The 23019-nt window shown below is 24.6% G+C and carries 19 protein-coding genes and 1 pseudogene; 8 read left to right on the plus strand and 12 right to left on the minus strand.

Annotated elements, in window-relative coordinates; all coding sequences use genetic code 11:
• From Lyticum_RS03925 to Lyticum_RS03940, 4 genes are all read left to right on the plus strand, one after another.
• On the plus strand, positions 1–345 hold the full coding sequence (locus Lyticum_RS03925; RefSeq protein ID WP_322499027.1) for a hypothetical protein: 345 nt from the start codon (positions 1–3) through the stop codon (positions 343–345).
• A 32-nt stretch (positions 346–377) separates the two neighbouring features.
• Entirely contained in the window at positions 378–584 is a 207-nt protein-coding gene (locus Lyticum_RS03930) for a hypothetical protein (RefSeq protein ID WP_322499028.1), read from the plus strand.
• A gap of 183 nt (positions 585–767) precedes the next feature.
• Complete coding sequence (locus Lyticum_RS03935) at positions 768–1823, plus strand: UDP-3-O-acyl-N-acetylglucosamine deacetylase (RefSeq protein WP_322499029.1); 1056 nt, start codon at positions 768–770, stop codon at positions 1821–1823.
• Between the two features lie 58 nt (positions 1824–1881).
• The gene (locus Lyticum_RS03940; RefSeq protein WP_322499030.1) at positions 1882–2490 is read left to right on the plus strand and encodes an L-threonylcarbamoyladenylate synthase; all 609 of its coding nucleotides are present in this window, start codon (positions 1882–1884) and stop codon (positions 2488–2490) included.
• Between the two features lie 145 nt (positions 2491–2635).
• Here Lyticum_RS03940 and infA read toward each other — a convergent pair whose 3' ends face one another.
• Positions 2636–2893: a translation initiation factor IF-1 gene (gene infA / locus Lyticum_RS03945; protein ID WP_322499031.1), complete on the minus strand. Its 258-nt coding sequence runs from the start codon at positions 2891–2893 to the stop codon at positions 2636–2638.
• Positions 2894–3281: 388 nt separating this feature from the next.
• Here infA and clpP point away from each other — a divergent pair, with 388 nt between their 5' ends.
• The gene (gene clpP, locus Lyticum_RS03950) at positions 3282–3899 is read left to right on the plus strand and encodes an ATP-dependent Clp endopeptidase proteolytic subunit ClpP (protein ID WP_322499032.1); all 618 of its coding nucleotides are present in this window, start codon (positions 3282–3284) and stop codon (positions 3897–3899) included.
• 38 nt (positions 3900–3937) lie between these two features.
• A pseudogene (gene clpX, locus Lyticum_RS03955) lies at positions 3938–5242 on the plus strand (ATP-dependent Clp protease ATP-binding subunit ClpX); the annotation flags it as partial.
• Between the two features lie 927 nt (positions 5243–6169).
• Here the strand turns inward: clpX and Lyticum_RS03960 are convergent.
• The 9 genes from Lyticum_RS03960 to pal all read right to left on the minus strand — a co-directional run bounded on the left by Lyticum_RS03960 (position 6170) and on the right by pal (position 16560).
• The gene (locus tag Lyticum_RS03960; RefSeq protein ID WP_322499033.1) at positions 6170–6844 is read right to left on the minus strand and encodes a helix-turn-helix domain-containing protein; all 675 of its coding nucleotides are present in this window, start codon (positions 6842–6844) and stop codon (positions 6170–6172) included.
• Positions 6845–7056: 212 nt separating this feature from the next.
• The gene (locus tag Lyticum_RS03965) at positions 7057–7968 is read right to left on the minus strand and encodes a triose-phosphate isomerase (RefSeq protein WP_322499034.1); all 912 of its coding nucleotides are present in this window, start codon (positions 7966–7968) and stop codon (positions 7057–7059) included.
• 356 nt (positions 7969–8324) lie between these two features.
• Positions 8325–8849: a CinA family protein gene (locus Lyticum_RS03970; RefSeq protein ID WP_322499035.1), complete on the minus strand. Its 525-nt coding sequence runs from the start codon at positions 8847–8849 to the stop codon at positions 8325–8327.
• Between the two features lie 78 nt (positions 8850–8927).
• Positions 8928–9479: a phosphatidylglycerophosphatase A gene (locus Lyticum_RS03975; protein WP_322499036.1), complete on the minus strand. Its 552-nt coding sequence runs from the start codon at positions 9477–9479 to the stop codon at positions 8928–8930.
• Between the two features lie 24 nt (positions 9480–9503).
• Positions 9504–10943 (minus strand): 2-C-methyl-D-erythritol 2,4-cyclodiphosphate synthase, encoded by a 1440-nt coding sequence (ispF, locus tag Lyticum_RS03980; RefSeq protein ID WP_322499037.1) that lies wholly within the window; start codon positions 10941–10943, stop codon positions 9504–9506.
• Positions 10944–10979: 36 nt separating this feature from the next.
• On the minus strand, positions 10980–13751 hold the full coding sequence (locus Lyticum_RS03985) for a CDC27 family protein (RefSeq protein ID WP_322499038.1): 2772 nt from the start codon (positions 13749–13751) through the stop codon (positions 10980–10982).
• Positions 13752–13934: 183 nt separating this feature from the next.
• Entirely contained in the window at positions 13935–14567 is a 633-nt protein-coding gene (gene nuoE, locus Lyticum_RS03990; protein WP_322499039.1) for an NADH-quinone oxidoreductase subunit NuoE, read from the minus strand.
• Between the two features lie 102 nt (positions 14568–14669).
• Complete coding sequence (locus tag Lyticum_RS03995) at positions 14670–15842, minus strand: NADH-quinone oxidoreductase subunit D (RefSeq protein WP_322499040.1); 1173 nt, start codon at positions 15840–15842, stop codon at positions 14670–14672.
• A gap of 142 nt (positions 15843–15984) precedes the next feature.
• Entirely contained in the window at positions 15985–16560 is a 576-nt protein-coding gene (gene pal, locus Lyticum_RS04000; protein ID WP_322499041.1) for a peptidoglycan-associated lipoprotein Pal, read from the minus strand.
• Positions 16561–17030: 470 nt separating this feature from the next.
• Here pal and Lyticum_RS04005 point away from each other — a divergent pair, with 470 nt between their 5' ends.
• Positions 17031–17774, plus strand: a complete 744-nt coding sequence (locus Lyticum_RS04005; protein WP_322499042.1) for a lysophospholipid acyltransferase family protein — start codon at positions 17031–17033, stop codon at positions 17772–17774.
• An 11-nt stretch (positions 17775–17785) separates the two neighbouring features.
• Here the strand turns inward: Lyticum_RS04005 and Lyticum_RS04010 are convergent, their stop codons facing one another.
• Positions 17786–19078 (minus strand): S41 family peptidase, encoded by a 1293-nt coding sequence (locus Lyticum_RS04010; RefSeq protein WP_322499043.1) that lies wholly within the window; start codon positions 19076–19078, stop codon positions 17786–17788.
• 236 nt (positions 19079–19314) lie between these two features.
• Positions 19315–19548, minus strand: coding sequence for a hypothetical protein (locus tag Lyticum_RS04015; RefSeq protein ID WP_322499044.1), 234 nt, complete (start codon positions 19546–19548; stop codon positions 19315–19317).
• 533 nt (positions 19549–20081) lie between these two features.
• Between Lyticum_RS04015 and Lyticum_RS04020 the strand changes: the two genes are divergently transcribed.
• Positions 20082–23019, plus strand: a 2938-nt coding sequence (locus Lyticum_RS04020) for a hypothetical protein (RefSeq protein WP_322499045.1), incomplete at its 3' end; no start/stop codon positions are given.

Below are 23019 nucleotides of genomic sequence, written 5' to 3' on the forward strand. Positions count from 1 at the left end.
ATGACTATAAAAGTATCTAAAATAGTTGCTATTGGTGGAATAATAGGTGCTACAGTGGGAATTGCTATCATTGGAGATAATCTAGACTTAGCTATGGTTGCTTGTGGAATAATAACAGGTGGAGCTATACTTGCTGCAAGTAGAAAAATTGGTTATTATCTTGATAAAAATCTTACTGAAAGATTTCGTAAAGCTATTGCTGATAGTTTAGCTGTTGTTATTATTTGTACTTTCGCATTATTAGTCTGTGCAATTGTAGGTAAATTGGTGATTAGAGGTATAGAAGGTATTAAAAACTTATATTCTCGTTATAAGTCATCAGTACAACCACAAGTACAAATATAATCCATTTTAATTTATTAATATAAAAAAATACTATGACTATAAAAGTATCTATTGATAAAAATCTTACTGAAAGATTTCGTAAAGCTATTGCTGATAGTTTAGCTGTTGCTATTATTTGTACTTTCGCATTATTAGTCTGTGCAATTGTAGGTGAATTGGTGGCTAGAGGTATAGAAGGTATTAAAAACTTATATTCTCGTTATAAGTCATCAGCACAACAACAACAAGTACAAATATAATCTATTTTAATCTATTAATACAAAAAGAAAATAAATAAAAAATTTTATAAAAACTTGATAAAAAATTTAATGACTCAATAATTTAACTAAGTAAAAATTATAACTTTAATAATTTTACTATACTTTTTTATATTTGATATTATGCTTTGTTTTAAAGATTTCATAATTAAGTTTTTTGTATAAATGTCAAAAAAAATATATAATTATAGTCATTTTCAATTCACGATTGAAAAAAGCGTTTCATTAAATGGAATAGGATTACATAATGGTAAAGAATGCAATATTACATTTTTTCCAGCTGCAGAAAATTTTGGTATATTATTTCTTTATATTGATTCTATGAATAAATTAAATAACCAAAGTAGAATAACCTATTTACCAGCAATATATAAAAATATTGTATGCGCAAATATGTCATCAAAAATAGGTAATGCTAATACAGAAATAAATACTATAGAACATCTTATGTCCTCATTATGGGGATGCGGAATTGATAATATGATAATATTAGTTGATTCTGTCGAAATACCAGCATTAGATGGAAGTGCCAGTTTATTTATCGATGCAATAAATAAAACTGGATTAAAAAAACAGACACAAAAACGTAAATATCTAATTATAAAAAAAGAAATAATATTTGAAAATAAAGATTCTAGTATAAAAATATCACCATTTCTTTCAAAAGAATATTATAACATAATTTATAATAATTTATATAAAAGTAATATAGAAAATAATAATTCTTATAAATATGGATTATTAATTGATTTTTTTATTGAATTTCCTAATATTGGCAAACAAAAACATATTTATATCGAAAAATACGGAGAAAATAATTTTTTTTTAAATAATAATGTTGATCATAAAAATTATGAATACTATTATGATTCTCATCATCAAATATCTTGTAATTTTGAAAAAACAATAGGAAAGGCTAGAACTTTTGGATTTATTAAAGATGCTCAAAAACTCTGGGAATTAGGATTAGCATTAGGAGCTAATACTGAAAATGTAATTTTAATTAATGAGAAAGGTTTAATAAGTAATGGAAATCTAAGATTTAAAAATGAATTTGTTCGTCATAAGATTCTTGACTGTATAGGAGATTTATATCTATCAGGGTATAGATTAGTTGCAGATGTAGTCTGCCATAAAAGTGGCCACAGCAGCACAATACATCTTTTACATAAAATTTTTGCTGATTCTGATAATTATGAAATAGTTGAAGCTGGCTATTGAATTAGTTAATCTTATAATTAATTATAATAATTCTTCTTTTATTAATTCTTCTTTATTTATGCAAATTATAACAATTGCTGATATACCAGATGTTTGGTCTAAAGGAGGTATAGTTTTAATTCCTACGGATACATTATATGGTATAACATGTTTAGCAGAACGAAAAGATTTATTAGATATTATCTATAGGATAAAAAAACGTTCTTTTAATAAAATGTTTCCTATATTTATTTCAGATAAAACAATGCTTGAATATTATTGTGGTGAAATAAATACTAAAGTAAATAAAATTATTAATATATATTGGCCTGGAAAATTAACTATTATTTTACCAATACAACAAAATAATAATTTATCTTTTATGAAAAATGCTGGATTTAGAATTCCAGATTGTGAATATTTAATTTCAGCTATTTCTGAAATTAATCTTCCAGTTATAGGAACAAGTTGTAATTTTTCAGGGAAAAACAATATAATTGACAAAGATGAATTTTTAAAGTTTTTTGAAGAAATTAGTTTAAATTACAATGTATTTTTATGTGATATTAAATATAAACCTATAGGAATTTCTTCAACTATTATAAAAATTACTGAAAATAATAATATTACTTTAATTAGAGAAGGATCTATAAATTTTATGGAAATATATGAAAATTACAATCAATAATTACAAAAATACTATAATAATTTATATTTAAGTATTGTTTTATTTACATTTATTATTTTTACATATTTTTATGATAGAAAAATAGTTTTTCTAATCAATACAACAAATTGTACTATATGCTTTTATTAAAAATGACAAAGAGATTTTAAGAATCTACATTTTCAATTACATCATTGTTTTGCCCTGATTTAAAACGATGTACTATTCTTCCTTTTGTAATATCATATGGTGTCATCTTAATAGTAACATCATCACCAACTAATATTCTAATTCTATTTTTTCTCATTTTTCCTGATATATAAGCTATAACTTCAAGATTATTTTCTAACTTAACACGAAAATTTGATTTTGGTAATGATTCTATAATCACACCTTTAAATTCTAATAGTTCTTCTTTCGACATTATAAATAGTTAAATTAATTTTATTTACCGTTTTATATTATGTACTTATTAAAAATAATTAATTTAATAATAAATTTAAATATACAAATAATACTATTCTATAATGAACAAATTTTGATTTTTTTGCAACAAATTTTTAGCTAGTTATTAATTTATATCTATTTTATTTAATTACTATGTTACTCTGACATTAGCAGCTATTAATAATTATTGATGAAATAATATTAATTAATTATAGTTTTATAAACAAAATTGTTTACATAGTTTATGATATTATTTTATTGTTAAAATAAATAAATTACTATGTGATAGCTCAATTAATTACGCTATCAGATATCTCTAATATAGTAATAAAATACATAAATATATATAAACAAATTTCTAAATTATGCCTTTAATTCCAACTGTTATAGAACAATCTCATCGTGGAGAAAGAGCTTTTGACATTTATTCACGTCTTTTGAAGGAAAGAATAATCTTTGTTGATGGCCCAATAGAAGATACAACGTCTTCATTAATTGTTGCTCAACTTCTTTTTTTAGAATCTGATGATCCAGAGAGAGATATTCACATGTATATAAATTCTCCAGGTGGTGTAATTACATCAGGAATGGCAATTTACGATACAATGCAATATATAAAATCAGAAATCGTAACTGTATGTATAGGGCAAGCATGTTCTATGGGATCTGTTCTCTTAATGGCGGGTCAAAAAGGTAAAAGATATTGCTTACCACATTCTAGAATAATGATTCATCAACCTCTTGGTGGTTTTAAAGGACAAGCTAGTGATATTGTAATTCATGCAAATGAAATAATTAAAGTAAAAAATATCATGAATAATTTATATGCTAAACATACTGGAAAAACATTAAAAATAATTGAAAAATCTGTAGATAGAGATAATTTTATGTCAGCGACTGAAGCACAAAAATTTGGTATAATAGATCATATTATGGAAAAAAATCAGCTAATTAATAATGATAAACTAAAACAATCTCAATAAAAAAATAAATAAATAATTTATATTAAATAATGTAAATAATGAATAATACATTCGATAGTACAGAAAAATCTGACAATATAAAATGTTCTTTTTGTCAAAAAAATAAAGAAAATGTACTTAAATTAATTGCTGGTGAAAATGCATTTATTTGTAATGAATGCGTACTGTTATGTGGTAAAATTTTAAATATCCATGAAGATACTCATAAACCTGCCACAACTTCTATTGAAATTAATATGAGTAATCTTCCCAAACCACGAGAAGTTGTAAAATTTCTTGATGATTACATAATTGGGCAATATGAAGCAAAAAAGACAATAGCTGTTGCTGTTTATAATCATTATAAAAGAATATTTAACAATGAAAATGTTAACTCTGAAATTGAGATCGTAAAATCAAATATATTGATGATAGGACCAACTGGATCAGGAAAAACACTTATTGCAAAAACTATTGCTGAAAAATTAGGTGTTGTATTAGTCAGTATTGATGCTAGTTCTCTTACTGAAACTGGATATGTTGGTGATGATGTCGAAAGCATAATAGTTCGTCTGCTTCAAAGAGCTGATTTTGATGTTAATAGAGCTCAGAGAGGCATAGTTTATATAGATGAAATAGATAAAATAACAAAAAAAAGTTTATCTCCATCTATGTCTAGAGATATTTCAGGTGAAGGAGTACAACAAGCACTTTTAAAAATAATTGAAGGAACACAGTTAACAGTTAATCCTTATGGAACTCGTAAGATTAATAATCAAGATATGGTACAATTTGATACATCAAATGTATTATTTATTTGTGGTGGTGCTTTTGAAGGTCTGGAACATGTTATAAAAAATAGAAAAAAATCTGTTAAATTAGGATTTGGCGCTGAGACACTTATTCAAAATAAAAAGAAGATTGATATTGTAGATGTTGAAACAGAAGATCTTATTAGATTTGGATTTATTCCAGAATTTATTGGTAGACTCCCTGTTATTACCACATTGCAAGAATTAGATGAAGAATCATTAACAAGAATTATTACTGAGCCAAAAAATTCAATATTAAAAGAATATGTTCGCTTATTTGACATGGATGATATTATTTTAGAAATTTCTTTTGATGGAATAAAATCTATAGCAAGAAAAGCTGTTAATAAAAAATCTGGAGCTAGAGCTTTAAGATCTGTTATGGAAAAATTATTACTAAATGTAATGTATGATTTACCTGGTAATTACCAAGTATCTAAAGTTTTTATAGATTCTGATGTTGTAAATGGTTTAAAAGATCCTATAATATTTTATGAAAAAGAAGTAGTGAAAGACGAAGATACAGTAAATGAAGATACTATGGAAGATATTTATAATATAAAAACAATAAAAAATTCTATTAATAATAATTTTAAAAAATTAATAGATATTGAAGAAGATTGTTTATAAATTTATATAAAAAAATTCCTCAAAATAGACTTTTATATTAATAATATCTTGACAAAGAACTCACTGCGTAATACAATGGAGTACGCACGTTTTATATGAATGTGACTTTTTAGTGAGGTGTTTTTCGGATTTTGTAGCATTCATAAACGTGTGTTGACTTGATAAACGGTTTGTTATTTTTCGTTCTTCAAGTCTACTTAATTAAAAATAAGATAAGTAATAACTTTATCTCTTTATAATAAATATAAAAGCAATATTAATAATTAAAATTATAATTGTTATCTTATCAACTTTAGTTAAAATTATAAAAAATTTTACATTATAGTATAAAATACTATTATTGGTTTTTCTGTAGTTTTTATAAGTTTTTCCTATTATTTTTATTGGTTTTTCTGTAGTTTTTATAAGTTTTTCCTATTATTTTTAATAATAAAGATATTTATATTAAGTTTTTCCTATAATTTTTAATGCTAAAAGATAAGTAATAACTTTATCTCTTTATAATAAAAATAAAAGCAATATTAATAATTAAAATTATAATACTATTTATAGTTTTTATAGGTTTTTTTCTACAACAGTATTTTTGTTTTTTATACTTGTTCTTTTGTTTATGTTTGTGTTTTCTGTAGTGTAATATAGCATTTATATAAAATGCGTTCTCTTCATCATCTTCAAAGCATATTGGATTGAATACAAGGGCTATAGCTAAAGCTGTAACCCCAATAAATTCAGTTAAATTTGTTTTACCATTTTTGCTTTGCCCTATAAGAACAGGTTATTCTCAGATACACTATTTTTATTTTATATTAATAGTATACACTATGATGGGCTATAATTTTTTCTTATCAATTAAAATTCTTTATTTTCTTCTTCTATTCCTTCGTCAGTAAGGCTTTTTATAGAATCCAGCGCTTCCTGTAATCTTTTTACAGCAGCAGCTCTATCTGCTGGATTAGTCACTATACTATCTATAAGCCTATCAAATTTAGATTTATCACTATATGATTCTGATGAATTAATATCATCTATTGAGCCCATATCTAAAACACTATTATCATTCTCATAATTACTAAAAGACTGATTTAAATTATTATTACCTTGCATTGTTTTTGATATATGAGAATTATCTTGTAAATTATATTTTTTCTGTGGAATTTTAGCAAATTGATGTGATACAGTTTTTGGCCCATAATCATATACAGGATTTTGACTACTATCTGCAAGATAATATTGTGTATCTTGAATATCTTCACTATTTTCTAAAAATCCATCAAAAAAATCTTGTATACTTACACCTAATATTTTTGCGAACTCATATAATTTACTACAACTTATTCTATTAAGTCCTTTTTCATATTTTTGGATTTGTTGGAAAGTTAGTCCAACTAATTTAGCTAAGATATCTTGACTCATACCTAAACATCTACGTAAGTATCTTAATTTAGATCCAACGAAAATATCAACTGGATGTGGAATTTGCAAAGCATCTTGTGATGATGTTTTTATTTTATCTTTATTGGTCATAGGAATATTTCTATTTATATTTAAAACAAAATTTATTAATAAACATTTTTATACTATCTTATGATAATTTATTAATAATAATATTATCATAATAAAAATATATTGTAAAAAATTATTGATATTAGTTAACTAAAATAGAAAATAAATATAAAAATTGACATTATATAAAAAAATATTAAATTTTATTAAATAAATTTGTAAATAAAATATTTTTAACTTAATCTATTCAAGACATTATAACATATATTAGTAAGAGACTCTATATCTAAACTCTTTCTACCTATAAGGAAACCATCAATTTTAGAACTATTGCAAATGTATTTTATATTGAACTGGTCAATTGATCCACCATAAATCAAACCAAGCATATTTATATTAAATTTATATTTTTGTATATTGCTTTCTATATTGTTACTAACAATATCTTTTATTATTGAACAAATAACATCAACCTTATCTATCTCTTGTAATTTATCAGAGCCAATTGTAAAAGATGGCTCATAAGCTAATAAAAACTCTATTTTAGAAAAAGTCTTATCATTTATATGATCATTTTTTCTACTTTCATTTATTAAAAAATCAAAATTAGAAAAAATTTCATTTATTTCATTAAAAACTTTTTCTTGAACAGAGTTTATAGAATCATGCTCTTCTATTGTATGCCCAATACAAACAATAGGAATTAAACAATTTTTCCAAGAATTTTTTAGTTTTATTTGTATATTTTTTATAGAATTGCAAGTGGGATTAATTTTTTTAGATTCGTAATGATTGATAAGAATATAGGAACATCCAATATCATGTAACATTTTAGAGCTCACTTCTCCAGTATATGAGCCAAAATCAAAATCTACAGACGAAATCGATTGTGCTCCAACTCTTACACTAATTATATCATTTTGCATATTAATATCCCCTAAATTATCTAATAATCTAGAAAAAATATTTATATATGGATTAGGTGGAAGTACAATTATTTCAAGTGGCATTATTCTATTCTTGTCATTACAAGAAACTAAGTTCTCTATCATTCTGCAGTACTCTTCGCAAAGAAGAACACTACCATTCATCTTCCAATTACAAATTACATATTTTTTGTTTGCAGTAATTTTTTTATCAATCATCATCTAAAAATTAAAACTAATGTAATTAATTAGAAAATTTGTTATTTAATTTCAATTTATATCTTTTACAATTATTATTTTTATTATTGTTTGTTGAATTTATTAATAAACACCCAAAAATTAACATTATTTATATTATAAAATTATTTAGATAATTAATAAAATCCAATTCCTTATAACACTATAGGTTTTTAAAATCAAGCAATAATAAAAAAATACGTTATAAATTTATAAAAATTTTACTAAAGTTGTAAAAATTTATCAACCATAAGTAAGTATACTACTTTGGGTTTAAAATATAAAAAAATAATAAGATTATTTATTACTATTATAAATTATTACATTTTCTAGTTAATTTAATTAATGATATTAAAATGTTCACTTATAATTCCTAGTACATATTCTAAAGATTTTTCTGTAATAGAAAAAATTATTTCTATCCTACTACCAAAAAAATAATATTTTAAACAGTGCACTTCCCCTTTGAAGAATAGAGCTATAAAAGCTTCTTGATCTAAATATATTTTACTATAATCATTTAACTCTCCTACAACAGCAAGAGCGATATCTACTTTTGCACTCTTTGCTATTCCTCTAGCAATAGCAATTGTTGCTTCTCGACTGATTAAAGTATTTTTTTGAATTATAGACTTATCAATTTCTAATAGCTTTATTATAGTTTGATCTGAACATGTAATAATTGTTCTCTCTAAAATTTCCGATGATTTTGGAATCTGATTTATCATAGCCGATATTAATCCACCTGTACATAGTTCTGCTATTGCTATCTTAACATTATTTTTTTTTAACACATCAGCAATAAATGAAGCAATATTGCTCATACGATAAAATCTATCTTGAATATGTAGTAATTCATCCATAATAAATATTCACAATTATATACTACTTCTAGTATTTATCATATTTTGAAGTAGATATAATATCAACACTATTACTGATTAAGAATTTAAAATAAAATATCTATATAAAATAGAAGAAATTATTCCAGCTATTATACCTGCTGCTATATCATCGATTATAACTCCCGTTGTTCCATCTATATTTTTATCAAGCCATCTAATACCAAATGGTTTAAAAATGTCAAATATACGAAAAAAAAAGAATGATATAAAAAAAATATAAAAAAATACTGGTAATGATATAAAATCTTGATATTGAGATGGAAATCTTGATATTGTTAGAAAAAATAATATTGCAAAAGAAATAACTTGACCTATTACTTCATCTATGACTATGGATTTATGATCTTTAACTCCAACTATTACGGTAAACTTACCTATTGAATAATATCCAAGAATCAGTAATTTTAATTCTATTACAATAAAAATTATCCAGAACATTTTCCAATATTCATATTCAAATATTTGAGATATAAAATAAGGAAATAGTATTAATATATAACATATTGGTAAAGCTCCAAGTGAACCGAAAGTACCAGGAGCATATTTTATTCTTCCAAGCCCAAACCACTGAGCAATAATTTTTACCATTATTTCAATAAATTCGTGATTATTCTATTGTTTTATAGGAATTTTAGATAGACAAACAACTTGTGCTGCAATTCCTTCGGTTCTTCCAATAAATCCTATTTTTTCAGAAGTTGTAGCTTTAATATTGATTCTATTCATTTCAATATCTAATAAGGAAGCAATATTCTTTTTTATTTGATATGCATATGGCATAATTTGAGGTTCTTCTGCAATAACACATACGTCAATATTTACTATTTTTCCATGAAAAGAATTTAATAAATTATACGCATATTTAACAAATTCTGCAGAACTAGCAGATTCGAATCTTTTATCAGTATTAGGAAAAATTGTTCCAATACTACCACCAGAAACTGTTCCTAAAATAGCATCAGTAATAGCATGAAATACAAGATCACCATCAGAATGAGATCTGATTTTATAAGTAGATGGAATTTTACATCCACCGATAATTATACTATTATTCTCTATAATTTTTTCTTCTAAATTATTTATAGTTATACTATTTTTTATGAAAGAATGAATATCAAATCCATAACCAATTCTATATTCAAAATGTAAATCAACGAAATCTTCCTGTGTATTTTTTTTGTCTGAATAAAATTTATTATTTTCTTTATATTTTTCTTGATTTTTTAATTGATTTTGATTTTTCAATAATGTTTTTACAAATAATAAATCATTATATGATGTAATTTTAATATTTGAACTTTCACCTCTTACAAAAGTATAATTTATATTTGATAAATCACAAAATGATATATCATCAGTAACAGCATAATCTTTATAAATATTATGAAGATTACATATATCTTCAAGATAAAATCCTTGCGGGGTTTGAACAAGATAGTAATTATCTCTGTTTACTAAATTATATTTATTTTTCTGAAAAGATTTAAATTCTGAATTATTTCTTTTTAATTTTATAGTATTATTATTCTTTTTAATTTTTTCTCTTAAACTATCATTTAGATTGATTCCTAGATCTACTGCTCTATAATGGTCAAGGCTCTTTACTACTGAACTTATAATATTTTGCGAGACAAGTGGGCGCACACCATCATGTATTAATATTTTCGAATTTCCATCAAATATTTTCATTAAATAATTTAAAGATAAACGCACAGTCTCTTGTCGATTATCAGTAGAATTTAAACAAAGTGGAGAAATTAATTTTGAGGCATTTTGAATTATTTTGATTCTTTGCTCTATTTCATAATAGTTAGAATAGTGATTTTTATCTATACAAACTACAACATTATCAATTAGTTTATTCAGTAAAAATGATTCTATTGTTATTTCTAAAACTGTTTTATTAAACTTATCACATATTATTTCATATTGTTTTGTTGGAATCTTTTTTATATTTTGTAATATAAAAAAATTAGGTAATGATTTTGCATATCTAGAACCAGACCCACATGATAAAATTAAAGCTATAGTTTTTATATTTTTATCGTACATTTTGTACATCTTATTAATAAAAAATTATATTCCTAGTTATTTCTGGTCAGTGAATTCTTCTTTTATTAAGTTTTTTAGATTATTTATTATTTCTCTAGAAGTATAATAATCATATTCAATATTATTATCTATTCTCATTCCTTCATGTAAGAAATCAAGTTGTAATGCTATAAATTTACCATGTTCTGTATCCATAGGAACTCTATCACGAACTGTAATATACATATCATTATAAAGTCTTTTATTACCTATTAAGCTATACACAGTTGACAATTTTAGAATTTTTTCTAAGTTCTTCTGAGAAAAAAATTTAGGCTGTTTTATTATCATATCTCTATTAAAAACATTATCATATCCTATTACTGTGTAATTGTTATTACGCCATAAATAAAGAGATGGCTCAGCTCTATCTAAAAATTTATTCCATTTATAAGTAGACCAATACATATCAGATAGAATATCATCTGCTTCATTACTATAATCTTTCTCCAACATTTTTTCGACTTCATTATATTTACCCATTTTTACTAAAGCTTTTGCTGACATATATTTCTGCATATCTGATAATTTACCAGAAAAATTTTTCCATCCTAATCCATAACTATTTAAAATTTCATATGCTTTTTTATAAAGCCCATTATCCATATAAATTTGAGACAATTTATAAATATATTTTTCTTTTTCGTAATAAGAAAGACGATATAAAATTTGATATTGTATTATAGAAGCAGCATTCTTCCATAATCCTAGTTCTATAAAATCATCAATAATACTGATCATAATCTCATCGCCTTTTTGACCTATTGGTAAATATTGATTGAATTCATTATAAAAAGCTATTCTTTTAAATGATGAGATCTTTTTTTTATTTTGATAGTTTTTATCATAAAAATTTATAAAACTATATATTATATTTCTATGAGATAATGTTGATAAATCTAAATTTGATCCGTTTTTAATGATTCTTTGCCAAGTTTTTATAGCATATCCTAACTTATCATTCTTTTTATATTCATCTGCTAAATTATAAAGTATAATAGCTTCAAATATATCTCCATGCCAATCAGTTGTTATATTAGAAATTTCTTTAATATATTCTGACGAAGATATATTGTCTATTTTATAGAGTAAACTATTTTTTGCATAAAGACATTCTTGTTTTACTAAATCATCAGTACTTAAAGAACATTTATTATACATATTAAGTGATGTCTCGTAATTTTGACGAATTTCTTCTATTTTTCCATTATAAAAATTGATTTTATCAGAATCTCTAGATGAATTAATAAGCGTATTAGTACTTGCTAAAATATCTTTAGCTAAATATATAGAAGAAACATTTATTGCCATTCTTATTAATGTAAAAGAAAATTTTATCTTCCAATAATCTGGGTATTCCCTTAAAAAATTGTTTTCCCTATTTTTATATATTGAATTAAAAAATTTTATATCATTAAAAATATTACTTTCATTATTAATAGGTTGATAAATATTATCACTTTTATATAAAGATTTATCTATAAAATCATAATATGGTGACATATATTTCATTATTTTTTTTAAGAATATTACCTCTTCCCTTTTATTTTCAGGTATTATATTTATATCTATTTTATTTATATCAACATCTTCAATAGATTTACCCATAGCACTAAATGCTAAAAAGTACATAATGAATAATTTATAATCTCTTTGTAATGAAGGTGTATTATTGACTGCAAAATTCATCATTGCAATACTCTCATCAAACCATTGATTTTTGAGATAATATTTTGCTAAATCAATCATAAAACGTGTTTTATCATATGATGATAAATATGGTATTTTATAATCTATATTTATAATATTAGAAGAAAAATTTTTATTACCATTTTCTTCTAAAGATTTTAAATTTAGAATACTTAAGCTATTTTTTTGTTCTTCAATAAGAGAAGAAAAAGATGTATTTATAATTTCATCACAATCTAAATTTAAAGATTTTGTTTTATCTTTATTTTCAATTGATATATAATCTTGATTATTATGAATATATAAATCGTCAGATTTATTTTTAATTACCAATCCAGAATTGCTTGATATTATATCAAAATCAATAAAAGATCTATCTACCATAGTCATAATATTGCTTTCAGAGCTTGGAATAACTGTTATTAGATCTCCGACCATTGGATCAATAAATGATATTTCCTTGGCAAATTTTTGATCTGTTTTGATAATAATTTTTTTATTATTTAACTGATAATTAATATCTTTGACAGAATAATTCATCATAAAAATATTTGGCTTTGCAGAAATGCTAATATGCCATTTATTTCCATCTTTTTTGGCAAAAATGGATGGAATACCATCTTGAGAAGATATTATTGGAATAATAAAAACAGAAGTTGATTTTGTATAACTGGAAGGATATGTAACAATTTCCGTTTTATTTATATCGCCTAAACGAAATTTAAGATTTTTATTTATATTTAAATCTTTATATAAAGTATATGATATAATATCTTCATATCCAATATTAAGAACAATCCATATCTTGTTTGAACGAGTAAAAATAGCAATATCTGAATCTTTTTTGCAATTAATTATAACTTTATTAATATTAATAGACGATAAGTTATAATTATCATATATGTTATTTAAATCAGATTTTGCTTCTTTAATAATTTTATTATCAATATCATTATGTATATTTTTGTATTCTGTAAAAACAGCATAACTATTATTAAAATTTAATCCTATTTGATACAAAATAGCAATTAATATAGTTATAATAGCTAATTTTAAGTTGATAAAATTAGTTGTAATCATTATATTGTATAATTAGACTATAATTAAAAACAATCATTAATAAAATTGTAAAAATTTTTTATATTCAAAATTCTTCTACAGAAGATTACCAAATATAAAATTATAAAACAATTCCTTGTTAGATTAATTTTTAGATAGTAGAATGATCAACTATTATGTAGTAAAAATTAATAAAATATTTTTTTATATATTTTTGTATAAAAACAATAATAAATTTACAGTTTTTTGATAATCAAGATTTTCATAATTATCATAATTAACTTGCAGAACTGGGCTCTTTATACATATACCAAGACATTCTACTTCTCTTAATGAAAATACACCATCAGGAGTATTCATACCTATTTCAATTCCTAATATATCTTTACAAGCTTTAAGAATTTCTTCTGCGCCACATAACCAGCATGGCATTGTACGACATACTTGTAATAAATATTCACCCGTAGGACGTATATTATACATTGTATAAAAATTTACTATCTCTAATATTTTAATTGCTGGAATACCAACAATATTAGATATATATTCCACTATAGGGTATGAAATCCATCCATTATTCTGTTTTTGTGCTAAATGCAACAATGGCATAATAGCACTTCTTTTATATTCTAAAGGATATTTAGATAAGATTTTAGAAACTTCTTTCAGGTTTTCTTCTGAAAATGAGAATGCATTTTCTGCTACATCATATTTACTATTTATTGAAGATGTTTCTTGATATTTTATTAAAATTTCATTATTATTTTCTGTAAAAATTTTATTTTTATTACATAAATTTAAATTTATATTGATTTTATTATCATTAATTAATGCCATTTATAAAATATTTATATTATCATTTTATGTATTTATCACAAAGAAATTATACCACTAAGTACATAAATCTTGAAATTATTAAGATTTAATAATGATATATTTTTATCTATCAATTTCGCCCAATACTATATCTAAACTACCAATATTTGCTGGTAAATCTGCAAGCATATTACCAATAGAAAGTGATTCTATTCCTTGCAAATGAGCAAATCCAGGTCCTCTAATATGACAGCGATATGGTTTATTGCTACCATCTGATATTAAAAAAATTCCAAATTCTCCTTTTGGTGATTCAACAGCAGTATAAGTTTCCGCTTGAGGTAATCTAAATCCTTCTGTATAAAGTTTAAAATGATTAATAAGAGCTTCCATTGAATTTTCGATATCTTTTTTATCTGGTGGAACCAGTCTATGATCATCAGTTTTTATAGGTCCTTTAGGAATCATCTTTAAACATTGATTTATTATTTTTATTGATTCATACATTTCCATTATTCTAACTAAATATCGATCATAACAATCCCCATTTTTTCCCACTGGTATCATGAAATCTAATTTATCATAAATTTCATAAGGTTGACAACGTCTTAAATCCCATGCAACACCAGATGCTCTCAATACTGGTCCACTAAATCCATAAGATAATGCTTGTTCTGAAGAAATCACACCTACACCAATCATTCTCTGTTTAAATATTATATTATCGTTAAGAAGTGATTCAACATCTGATATTTTTTGTGGTAAAGAATTGATATAAATTGATAGATCTTCAATAAATTCATCATCAATATCTGATGCAACTCCTCCTGGACGAATATAGACAGAATGTAGTCTAGCGCCACTTACACGTTCATAAAAACTCATAAGATGTTCTCTTTCTTCAAACATCCATAGTAATGGCGTCATAGCACCAACATCCATTGCATTTGTTGTAACATTCAACATATGATTTAAAAGACGTGTTATTTCGCAAAATAAAACTCTTATATATTGTGCACGATCTGGTATTTTACATCCTAAGACTTTTTCAATTGCTAGAGAAAAACAATGTTCTTGCGCCATTGGAGAAACATAATCAAAGCGATCAAAATAAGGAAGAGCTTGGAGATATGTTTTATTCTCAATTAATTTTTCTGTTCCTCTATGAAGAAGACCAATATGAGGATCTATACTAGATATTATTTCACCATCCATACTCAGAATTAATCTTAAAACTCCATGAGCTGCAGGATGTTGTGGACCAAAGTTTAAAACTATTTTACTATTTTCTACCATAATAAATGGCAATCTTTAATAAAATTTATATCATAAAATTCTATATAATTTATTCTATGATAAACATTAACCTATTGCAATAACCTATGATTTTAACATACGCCTTTGGTTTATCCAATAATGGCATATGTTTTATTTATCATTATCTTGCAGATACTATTATAGTTACACTTCTACGATTATGTTCCCAAGCTTCTTCATTATGACCTTCATCAGCTGGTTTTTCTTTACCAAAGCTAACAACACTCAATCTGCTAGAATCAATTCCTTTACTTATAAGATAGTTTTTAACTGCATTTGCTCTTCTTTCTCCAAGAGCCATGTTATATTCTCTTGTACCTCTTTCATCACAATGTCCTTCAATGACAAATTGAAGATTTTGATTTTGCTTTATAAATTCAACTTGTTTATTAAGAACAGACTGAGCTTCAGCTGTTATATTTGACTTATTAAGTTTAAAAAAGATTCTATCTCCAGCAGTCTTACGCATTTGATCATTAATACCTACAAGACCAGCAGGAACATCATCTAGATCTGAAACACCTGATGTTATTCCTGATGAAGTGTTATCAGTAGAAATACGATTACCACAAGAACATGCAGTCAAAAGTGTTCCAGCACAAACAGATAATAATAAGTTACGAATTCTTAAAAATTCCATATTTTGTTTATAAAATAAAATAATATATGCCAAATTATTTTGACTATAGCAGATCATTTATCAAAAATTTTTTTTAAATGATATACTTAATCAACAATATTTATTCTATCGTACTTTACATATCTCTGGCAACAGAATTTTAATATAAAATGCAAATCATAATAATATAAATGCAAATATAGTTGCAAATATGATCCAAATATTTATAAAACAAAAAAATACATTTATTAATTACATCTGTAGATTGTAATGGATTTAACTTATTATTATATTGTCTTATTTTTATTTATTAAAAAAAAATCTTACTTATATAAATGTAAATTTTTATGAAAAATACATTTAAAATATTAAAAATACTATAGTTTAATCAAAATAATATTAAAATTTAATTATTATATTAATTTATATATTATTAATAATAACTAATATCATTTTGTATTGATTATTAGTTAATAAAAATTTATCTCTATATTGTAACTTATCTCTTATTATATTTATTAAAACAACAAAAATAATTAATTAATAAAATGTCATTTTATAAAATAGAAAAATATAAGAATTTATCTAATTTTAGATCAATACTATTTCGTATAATATTTATTATTTGGACTGCTATTATATCTATATCTGGATCACCTCTTCTTCTTATTCCTGGGAATCTTGGCTATCAATTGATATGGATAATAGGAAAAACTTGGGCAAAAGTTACTCTTCTTCTTTTAAAAAAGCTATGTAATATTAGCTATATAGTAATAAATTATCCTAAAATTAAAAATAATGATTCTTCAAGAATATTTGCAATTAAGCATCAATCTACTTGGGAAACAGTATTTTTTTTATATATTTTAGAAAAACCATGTTTTATTTTAAAACAAGAGCTTGTTAATATACCATTTTACGGATGGTATTTAAAAAAAATGAGAATGATTGGTCTAAATAGGAAAGATAAAATATATTCAATAAGAAAACTCTCTCAAAGAATTGACTTAGTAATAAAAAATAAAAGAGATATTGTTATATTTCCTGAAGGTACACGTGTTGAATATGGTAAATCTATTAATTGTATGCCTGGTGTATATTTAGTTTATAAAATTGTAAAAAATTTAATCCCAGTTTCTGTTAATTCTGGCAAATTTTGGCCAAAAAATGGAAATTTAAGCTCTGGAATAATAACTTTAAAATTTGAAAATGAAATATTAGATTTCAATTATACAAAAAATGAATTTTTAGAACATATAAAAAATCAAATCAATACTTTGAATAATTATTAATTGTGAAAATATTATTGATCATAACAATTATTTTTTTTATAAAAAATCATAATTTTTAATATTTCAAAAGCACGATTTAATTGAGAATCTAATACTATTGTTTTAAAGTCGTTTTTAGTATCAGTTGATATATTTGTATTATCTTTTTCTATTTCTTTTCCATTATTACTATCAAGATAATTATATTTAAAATCACTACTAAGTATTTTTCCTTGTGAATCAATATAAATGTCTGGATTTATTCCTTTTCCATGAATTAATTGTCCATTTGGAGTATGGTAAGTAGCTGTACTAAGTTTAATTGCGGCACCATTAGCAAGAGGAATAATAGTTTGTACTGATGCCTTTCCAAAACTGGTTTCTCCAACTAAAATACCTCTATTATTATCTCGTATAGCTGCTGCAACAATTTCAGCAGCAGAAGCCGTACCTCCATTAATTAAAACAATAATAGGAAGATCATTTGTTATATCTTTACTATCTAAAGTTTTATATTCTTGTATATTTTGATTATTAATTCCATAAATTGATACAATTTTTTTATTTTTAGCTAAAAATAATTCTGAAACATTAATAGCTTGTTCAAGAAGCCCACCTGGATTATAACGTAAATCTAAAATTATACTATCAGGAATAAACTCTTTTGTTTGTAAAATTTTTGCATATTCTTTATTTATTATTTTTTGAGTTAAATTATTAAAAACACGTATCTTAATATATACTGTTTTACTATTTGGAAGTATTTTTATTTGAACAGGAATTATTTTTATTAATTCTCGAACAATTGTAAATTCTATAATTTTACTAAAATCTCTTAATATTCTAATTTTTACTTTTGTCCCTATATTTCCACGTAAACTCTCTATAACACTAAAAAAATCCATATCCCCTACTTCAACATCATCTATAGCGAGAATAATATCTCCAGATTTTATTCCTGCTTTAAATGATGGACCACCTTCATAAGGAGATATAATTTTAATTAATCCATTTATATCTGGAGGCATAATATCAACACCAATTCCACTAAATTGACCATCTGTTGTTTTTTTCATCTCTGAGTATTCTTTTGGAGAAAGATATGTAGAATAAGAATCTAGAGATGATATCATTCCTTTTATTGCACCTTGAAATAAAATATCATCATTAACTTTAGTATAGTAATTACTTTTTATATGATAAATAACTTGATTGAATAATTCTTGATTAGCTTGAAGATTATCTTCAGGATTATTGCTATTATTAGCAAACAAATCTTTTTCTTGATAAAATATAATTATTGTAACAAAAGAAATAATAAGCATAAAATACTTATACATGTATAAAAATCTATAATATTTATTTATATAAATGCTATTATTAATAGCAAAAATAATTATTAATCAAATGAAAACTTATTAATGAAATAAATATTTATTGAAATAATATAATAATATGAATCATTATATACAACATGTAATATAAGAAGCTATAGATTGATATAGATTTTAATTAAATAAAAATATGTATAGTATAAAAAAATACTATAAATAATGGTAAATTATTTATTATTAAATCTTTCTGTTTTAATTAAGTCTTTTCTTTGATTAAAATCATTATCAGATCTTATTACTTCTTCTTGATAGACATCATTAAATGCTCTTTCATTATCGTTAATATTTTCCTCAACACTTTTTTGAAAGATTTCATTATCTTTATAAATAAACTCATCTGCAGCCATTATATTAGTCTCTATTAATGTACTTAATAATATTAAAAGAGCAATTCTTGTCATAAAGAAGTATTAGATTAATTCATATATAGAAAATTTTAACATTTTAAGTATTTAAAAACAACAATAACTAGAAATTAATTTTTAGTTAGTTAGAAGATGTTATTAATTTTTATAAATATAAATTTATATACTCAATTAATAAAATTTGTATCTTAATTGTTTTATAATTAAGTAAAAATTCAAAATATGTTCTCTATTATATAGATTTTTCAGTTTTTTGATCATAAAATAAAGATAATCCAAGACAAAAATTAATTATATCAAATTAATACAACTATTAAGTTTATTTAAAGAATTTTACATAATTTTAATATTTAACTATAGACTTAACATAAAATTAATGTATTAGTTCTTTCGAATCGAAATAATATTATATTCAGAGTTAATATGGCATTTTCAGAATTAGTATGGCATTTTTTATCGGAAAAAATATTTATAGTTTATCTCGATTAATATCATAATTATAACTAATTTTTTGATTTATTTAACTTATTCTATTTTAAATAAAATTTCTTTTTATATATAAAAATTGTATGAATATATTTTCTGTATCTTATATAAAACACAAAAAAAACTTCATTATTCTATTATCTTCATTATCTATTTCAACAGTATTAACAATACCAACAGTAATATATGCTGAGACAAAACTTTTTACAATAACTGAAACTACTCCTGGGACTGATTTAACTTCTGCTGATATAAGTGCTCAAGGATGGAGTTCTATGACTGGATTTGACACTGGAAATAATGGTGTAACTGAAAATTATAAGTCTTATGGAGCAATTTTATCCAATAAAACACTGAATATAAGACAAACTGATGATAATGGACATCCAAACTATGTATCACAATTTAAACCAAAAGATAATGAATATTATTTTGGGGTACAAAATACTGGAGTAGACCCATATAATAATAGTAATAGTTATTATGATATTGATAATGCAATAGGCCTCAGTCCATCAGGAAAATTAAATGGACAGCTAAATAAAAAAATTAAAGATATATTACTTTTAGATCCATCAGATAATTATTATCCTTATAGTGATATAAGTAATACAAGTCCTAGTTATCATTCTTTATATCAATATATAAGTAAAGATTTTCAATTAAAAGCAGGAAATCTTTATAGTTTTTATTGGACTTTTGTACCTATGGTGGATAGTAATTTTGGTGATTTAAGTACTGGTTTTTATACTATAAGTAAAAAAGATGGAAATGTTGATTTTAGAATGCTTGCAAGGGGTAATGCATACATATCTGATGCTAAAAAATTAGATGCTGAAAGACCTGGATATCAATATGGGACTATTATAATGGATAGACATGCAATTATTCCATGGACTAAACAAGTTATTTCAGTAGATACGGATGGAACTTATCGAATAGGTTTTGGATCTATTAATGGTAATTATGGTCATCCTGTTGATCAGAACTATCTTTTAGTTTCGGAAGATCAAGGATCTGTTATTTCCAATTATGTTTATAGTGATGGTAGTACTTCGAATAATCTTAGTACTATTCAAGTAGATCTTGTTCCAGTAAATTTAACTCCATCTGAATTCACAAGATTAAAAGCACTTGTAGAAAAAGATGCTGTTAAAGATATATCAGCTAACCTTGTTACTTTATCTAATAACACAAATACTGCCAATCTTACTACTCTAGCTGTACCTGCTACTACCACTAATCTTACTACTCTAGCTGTACCTGCTACTACTGCCAATCTTACTGATTTATCCAATAACAAAGATAATCTCGTTGCTTTGGCTCCTACTGCTGTTAAAGATAATTTACTCACTTTAGCTAATAATACTACGACTACTAACCTTACTGCTTTAGCTACTCCTGCTACTACTACTAATCTTACTACTCTAGCTGTACCTGCTACTACCACTAATCTTACTACTTTAGCTGTACCTGCTACTACCACTAATCTTACTACTTTAGCTAGTAACAAAGATAATCTCGTTGCTTTGGCTCCTACTGCTGTTAAAGATAATTTACTCACTTTAGCTAATAATACTACGACTACTAACCTTACCGCTTTAGCTACTCCTGCTACTACTACTAATCTTACTACTTTAGCTAGTAACAAAGATAATCTCGTTGCTTTGGCTGATAATACTGTTAAAGATAATTTACTTAAGTTGGCTGATGCTACTACCAATACTAATCTTACTACTCTAGCTGTACCTGCTACTACCACTAATCTTACTACTTTAGCTGTACCTGCTACTACCACTAATCTTACTACTTTAGCTACTCCTGCTACTACTGCCAATCTTACTACTCTAGCTGTACCTGCTACTACTACCAATCTTACTACTCTAGCTGCACCTGCTACTACTGCCAATCTTACTACTTTAGCTAGTAATAAAGATAATCTCGTTGCTTTGGCTCCTACTGTTGTTAAAGATAATTTACTCACTTTAGCTAATGCTACTACTACTGCTAATCTTACTACTTTAGCTACTCCTGCTACTACTACTAATCTTACTACTCTAGCTGTACCTGCTACTACTACTAATCTTACTACTCTAGCTGCACCTGCTACTACTGCCAATCTTACTACTCTAGCTGTACCTGCTACTACCACTAATCTTACTACTTTAGCTAGTAACAAAGATAATCTCGTTGCTTTGGCTCCTACTGCTGTTAAAGATAATTTACTCACTTTAGCTAATAATACTACGACTACTAACCTTACCGCTTTAGCTACTCCTGCTACTACCACTAATCTTACTACTTTAGCTAGTAACAAAGATAATCTCGTTGCTTTGGCTCCTACTACTGTTAAAGATAATTTACTCACTTTAGCTAATAATACTACGACCACTAATCTTACTACTCTAGCTGTACCTGCTACTACTACTAATCTTACTACTTTAGCTAATGCTACTACGACTACTAACCTTACCGCTTTAGCTACTCCTGCTACTACTGCCAATCTTACTACTCTAGCTGCACCTGCTACTACTACTAATCTTACTACTCTAGCTGCACCTGCTACTACTACTAATCTTACTGATTTATCCAATAATAAAGCTAATCTCGTTGCTTTGGCTCCTACTGCTGTTAAAGATAATTTACTCACTTTAGCTAATGCTACTACGACTACTAACCTTACCGCTTTAGCTACTCCTGCTACTACTACTAATCTTACTACTTTAGCTAGTAATAAGAATCCACTTAGTACTCTTGCTAGTGAAGAACCATCCATTTCTAAATTAGCGAATAAAGAGCCAGATTTAACTGAATTAGCTATCAGAAAAGTAAGGTTAATCAATTTAGCTGATAATGGTATTACGATTAATAATATGCCAGAACACCTTGAAGAGTTATCAAAAGAGAATGTTACTAAAAAATTGTTATTTTTTGCATCTGGTATGCCTCAACCTAATACACTATTATCAACATCACTGAATAGAAGGGAGTTAAGAAGTGTATTTAATAATCAATCAAGCT

Source organism: Lyticum sinuosum (genome assembly GCF_034471385.1).
Taxonomy (GTDB): Bacteria; Pseudomonadota; Alphaproteobacteria; order Rickettsiales; family Midichloriaceae; genus Lyticum; species Lyticum sinuosum.

Excerpts from the sequence above, each read along its gene's own strand:
- Lyticum_RS04005 (WP_322499042.1), top strand. The coding sequence starts at position 17,031 with ATGTCATTTTATAAAATAGAAAAATATAAGAATTTATCTAATTTTAGA.
- Lyticum_RS04010 (WP_322499043.1), bottom strand. The coding sequence starts at position 19,078 with ATGCTTATTATTTCTTTTGTTACAATAATTATATTTTATCAAGAAAAA.
- Lyticum_RS03960 (WP_322499033.1), bottom strand. The coding sequence starts at position 6,844 with ATGACCAATAAAGATAAAATAAAAACATCATCACAAGATGCTTTGCAA.
- nuoE (WP_322499039.1), bottom strand. The coding sequence starts at position 14,567 with ATGGCATTAATTAATGATAATAAAATCAATATAAATTTAAATTTATGT.
- Lyticum_RS03970 (WP_322499035.1), bottom strand. The coding sequence starts at position 8,849 with ATGGATGAATTACTACATATTCAAGATAGATTTTATCGTATGAGCAAT.
- clpP (WP_322499032.1), top strand. The coding sequence starts at position 3,282 with ATGCCTTTAATTCCAACTGTTATAGAACAATCTCATCGTGGAGAAAGA.
- pal (WP_322499041.1), bottom strand. The coding sequence starts at position 16,560 with ATGATCTGCTATAGTCAAAATAATTTGGCATATATTATTTTATTTTAT.
- Lyticum_RS03975 (WP_322499036.1), bottom strand. The coding sequence starts at position 9,479 with ATGGTAAAAATTATTGCTCAGTGGTTTGGGCTTGGAAGAATAAAATAT.
- infA (WP_322499031.1), bottom strand. The coding sequence starts at position 2,893 with ATGTCGAAAGAAGAACTATTAGAATTTAAAGGTGTGATTATAGAATCA.
- ispF (WP_322499037.1), bottom strand. The coding sequence starts at position 10,943 with ATGTACGATAAAAATATAAAAACTATAGCTTTAATTTTATCATGTGGG.
- Lyticum_RS04015 (WP_322499044.1), bottom strand. The coding sequence starts at position 19,548 with ATGACAAGAATTGCTCTTTTAATATTATTAAGTACATTAATAGAGACT.
- Lyticum_RS03940 (WP_322499030.1), top strand. The coding sequence starts at position 1,882 with ATGCAAATTATAACAATTGCTGATATACCAGATGTTTGGTCTAAAGGA.
- Lyticum_RS03985 (WP_322499038.1), bottom strand. The coding sequence starts at position 13,751 with ATGATTACAACTAATTTTATCAACTTAAAATTAGCTATTATAACTATA.
- Lyticum_RS03965 (WP_322499034.1), bottom strand. The coding sequence starts at position 7,968 with ATGATTGATAAAAAAATTACTGCAAACAAAAAATATGTAATTTGTAAT.
- Lyticum_RS03925 (WP_322499027.1), top strand. The coding sequence starts at position 1 with ATGACTATAAAAGTATCTAAAATAGTTGCTATTGGTGGAATAATAGGT.
- Lyticum_RS03935 (WP_322499029.1), top strand. The coding sequence starts at position 768 with ATGTCAAAAAAAATATATAATTATAGTCATTTTCAATTCACGATTGAA.
- Lyticum_RS03930 (WP_322499028.1), top strand. The coding sequence starts at position 378 with ATGACTATAAAAGTATCTATTGATAAAAATCTTACTGAAAGATTTCGT.
- Lyticum_RS03995 (WP_322499040.1), bottom strand. The coding sequence starts at position 15,842 with ATGGTAGAAAATAGTAAAATAGTTTTAAACTTTGGTCCACAACATCCT.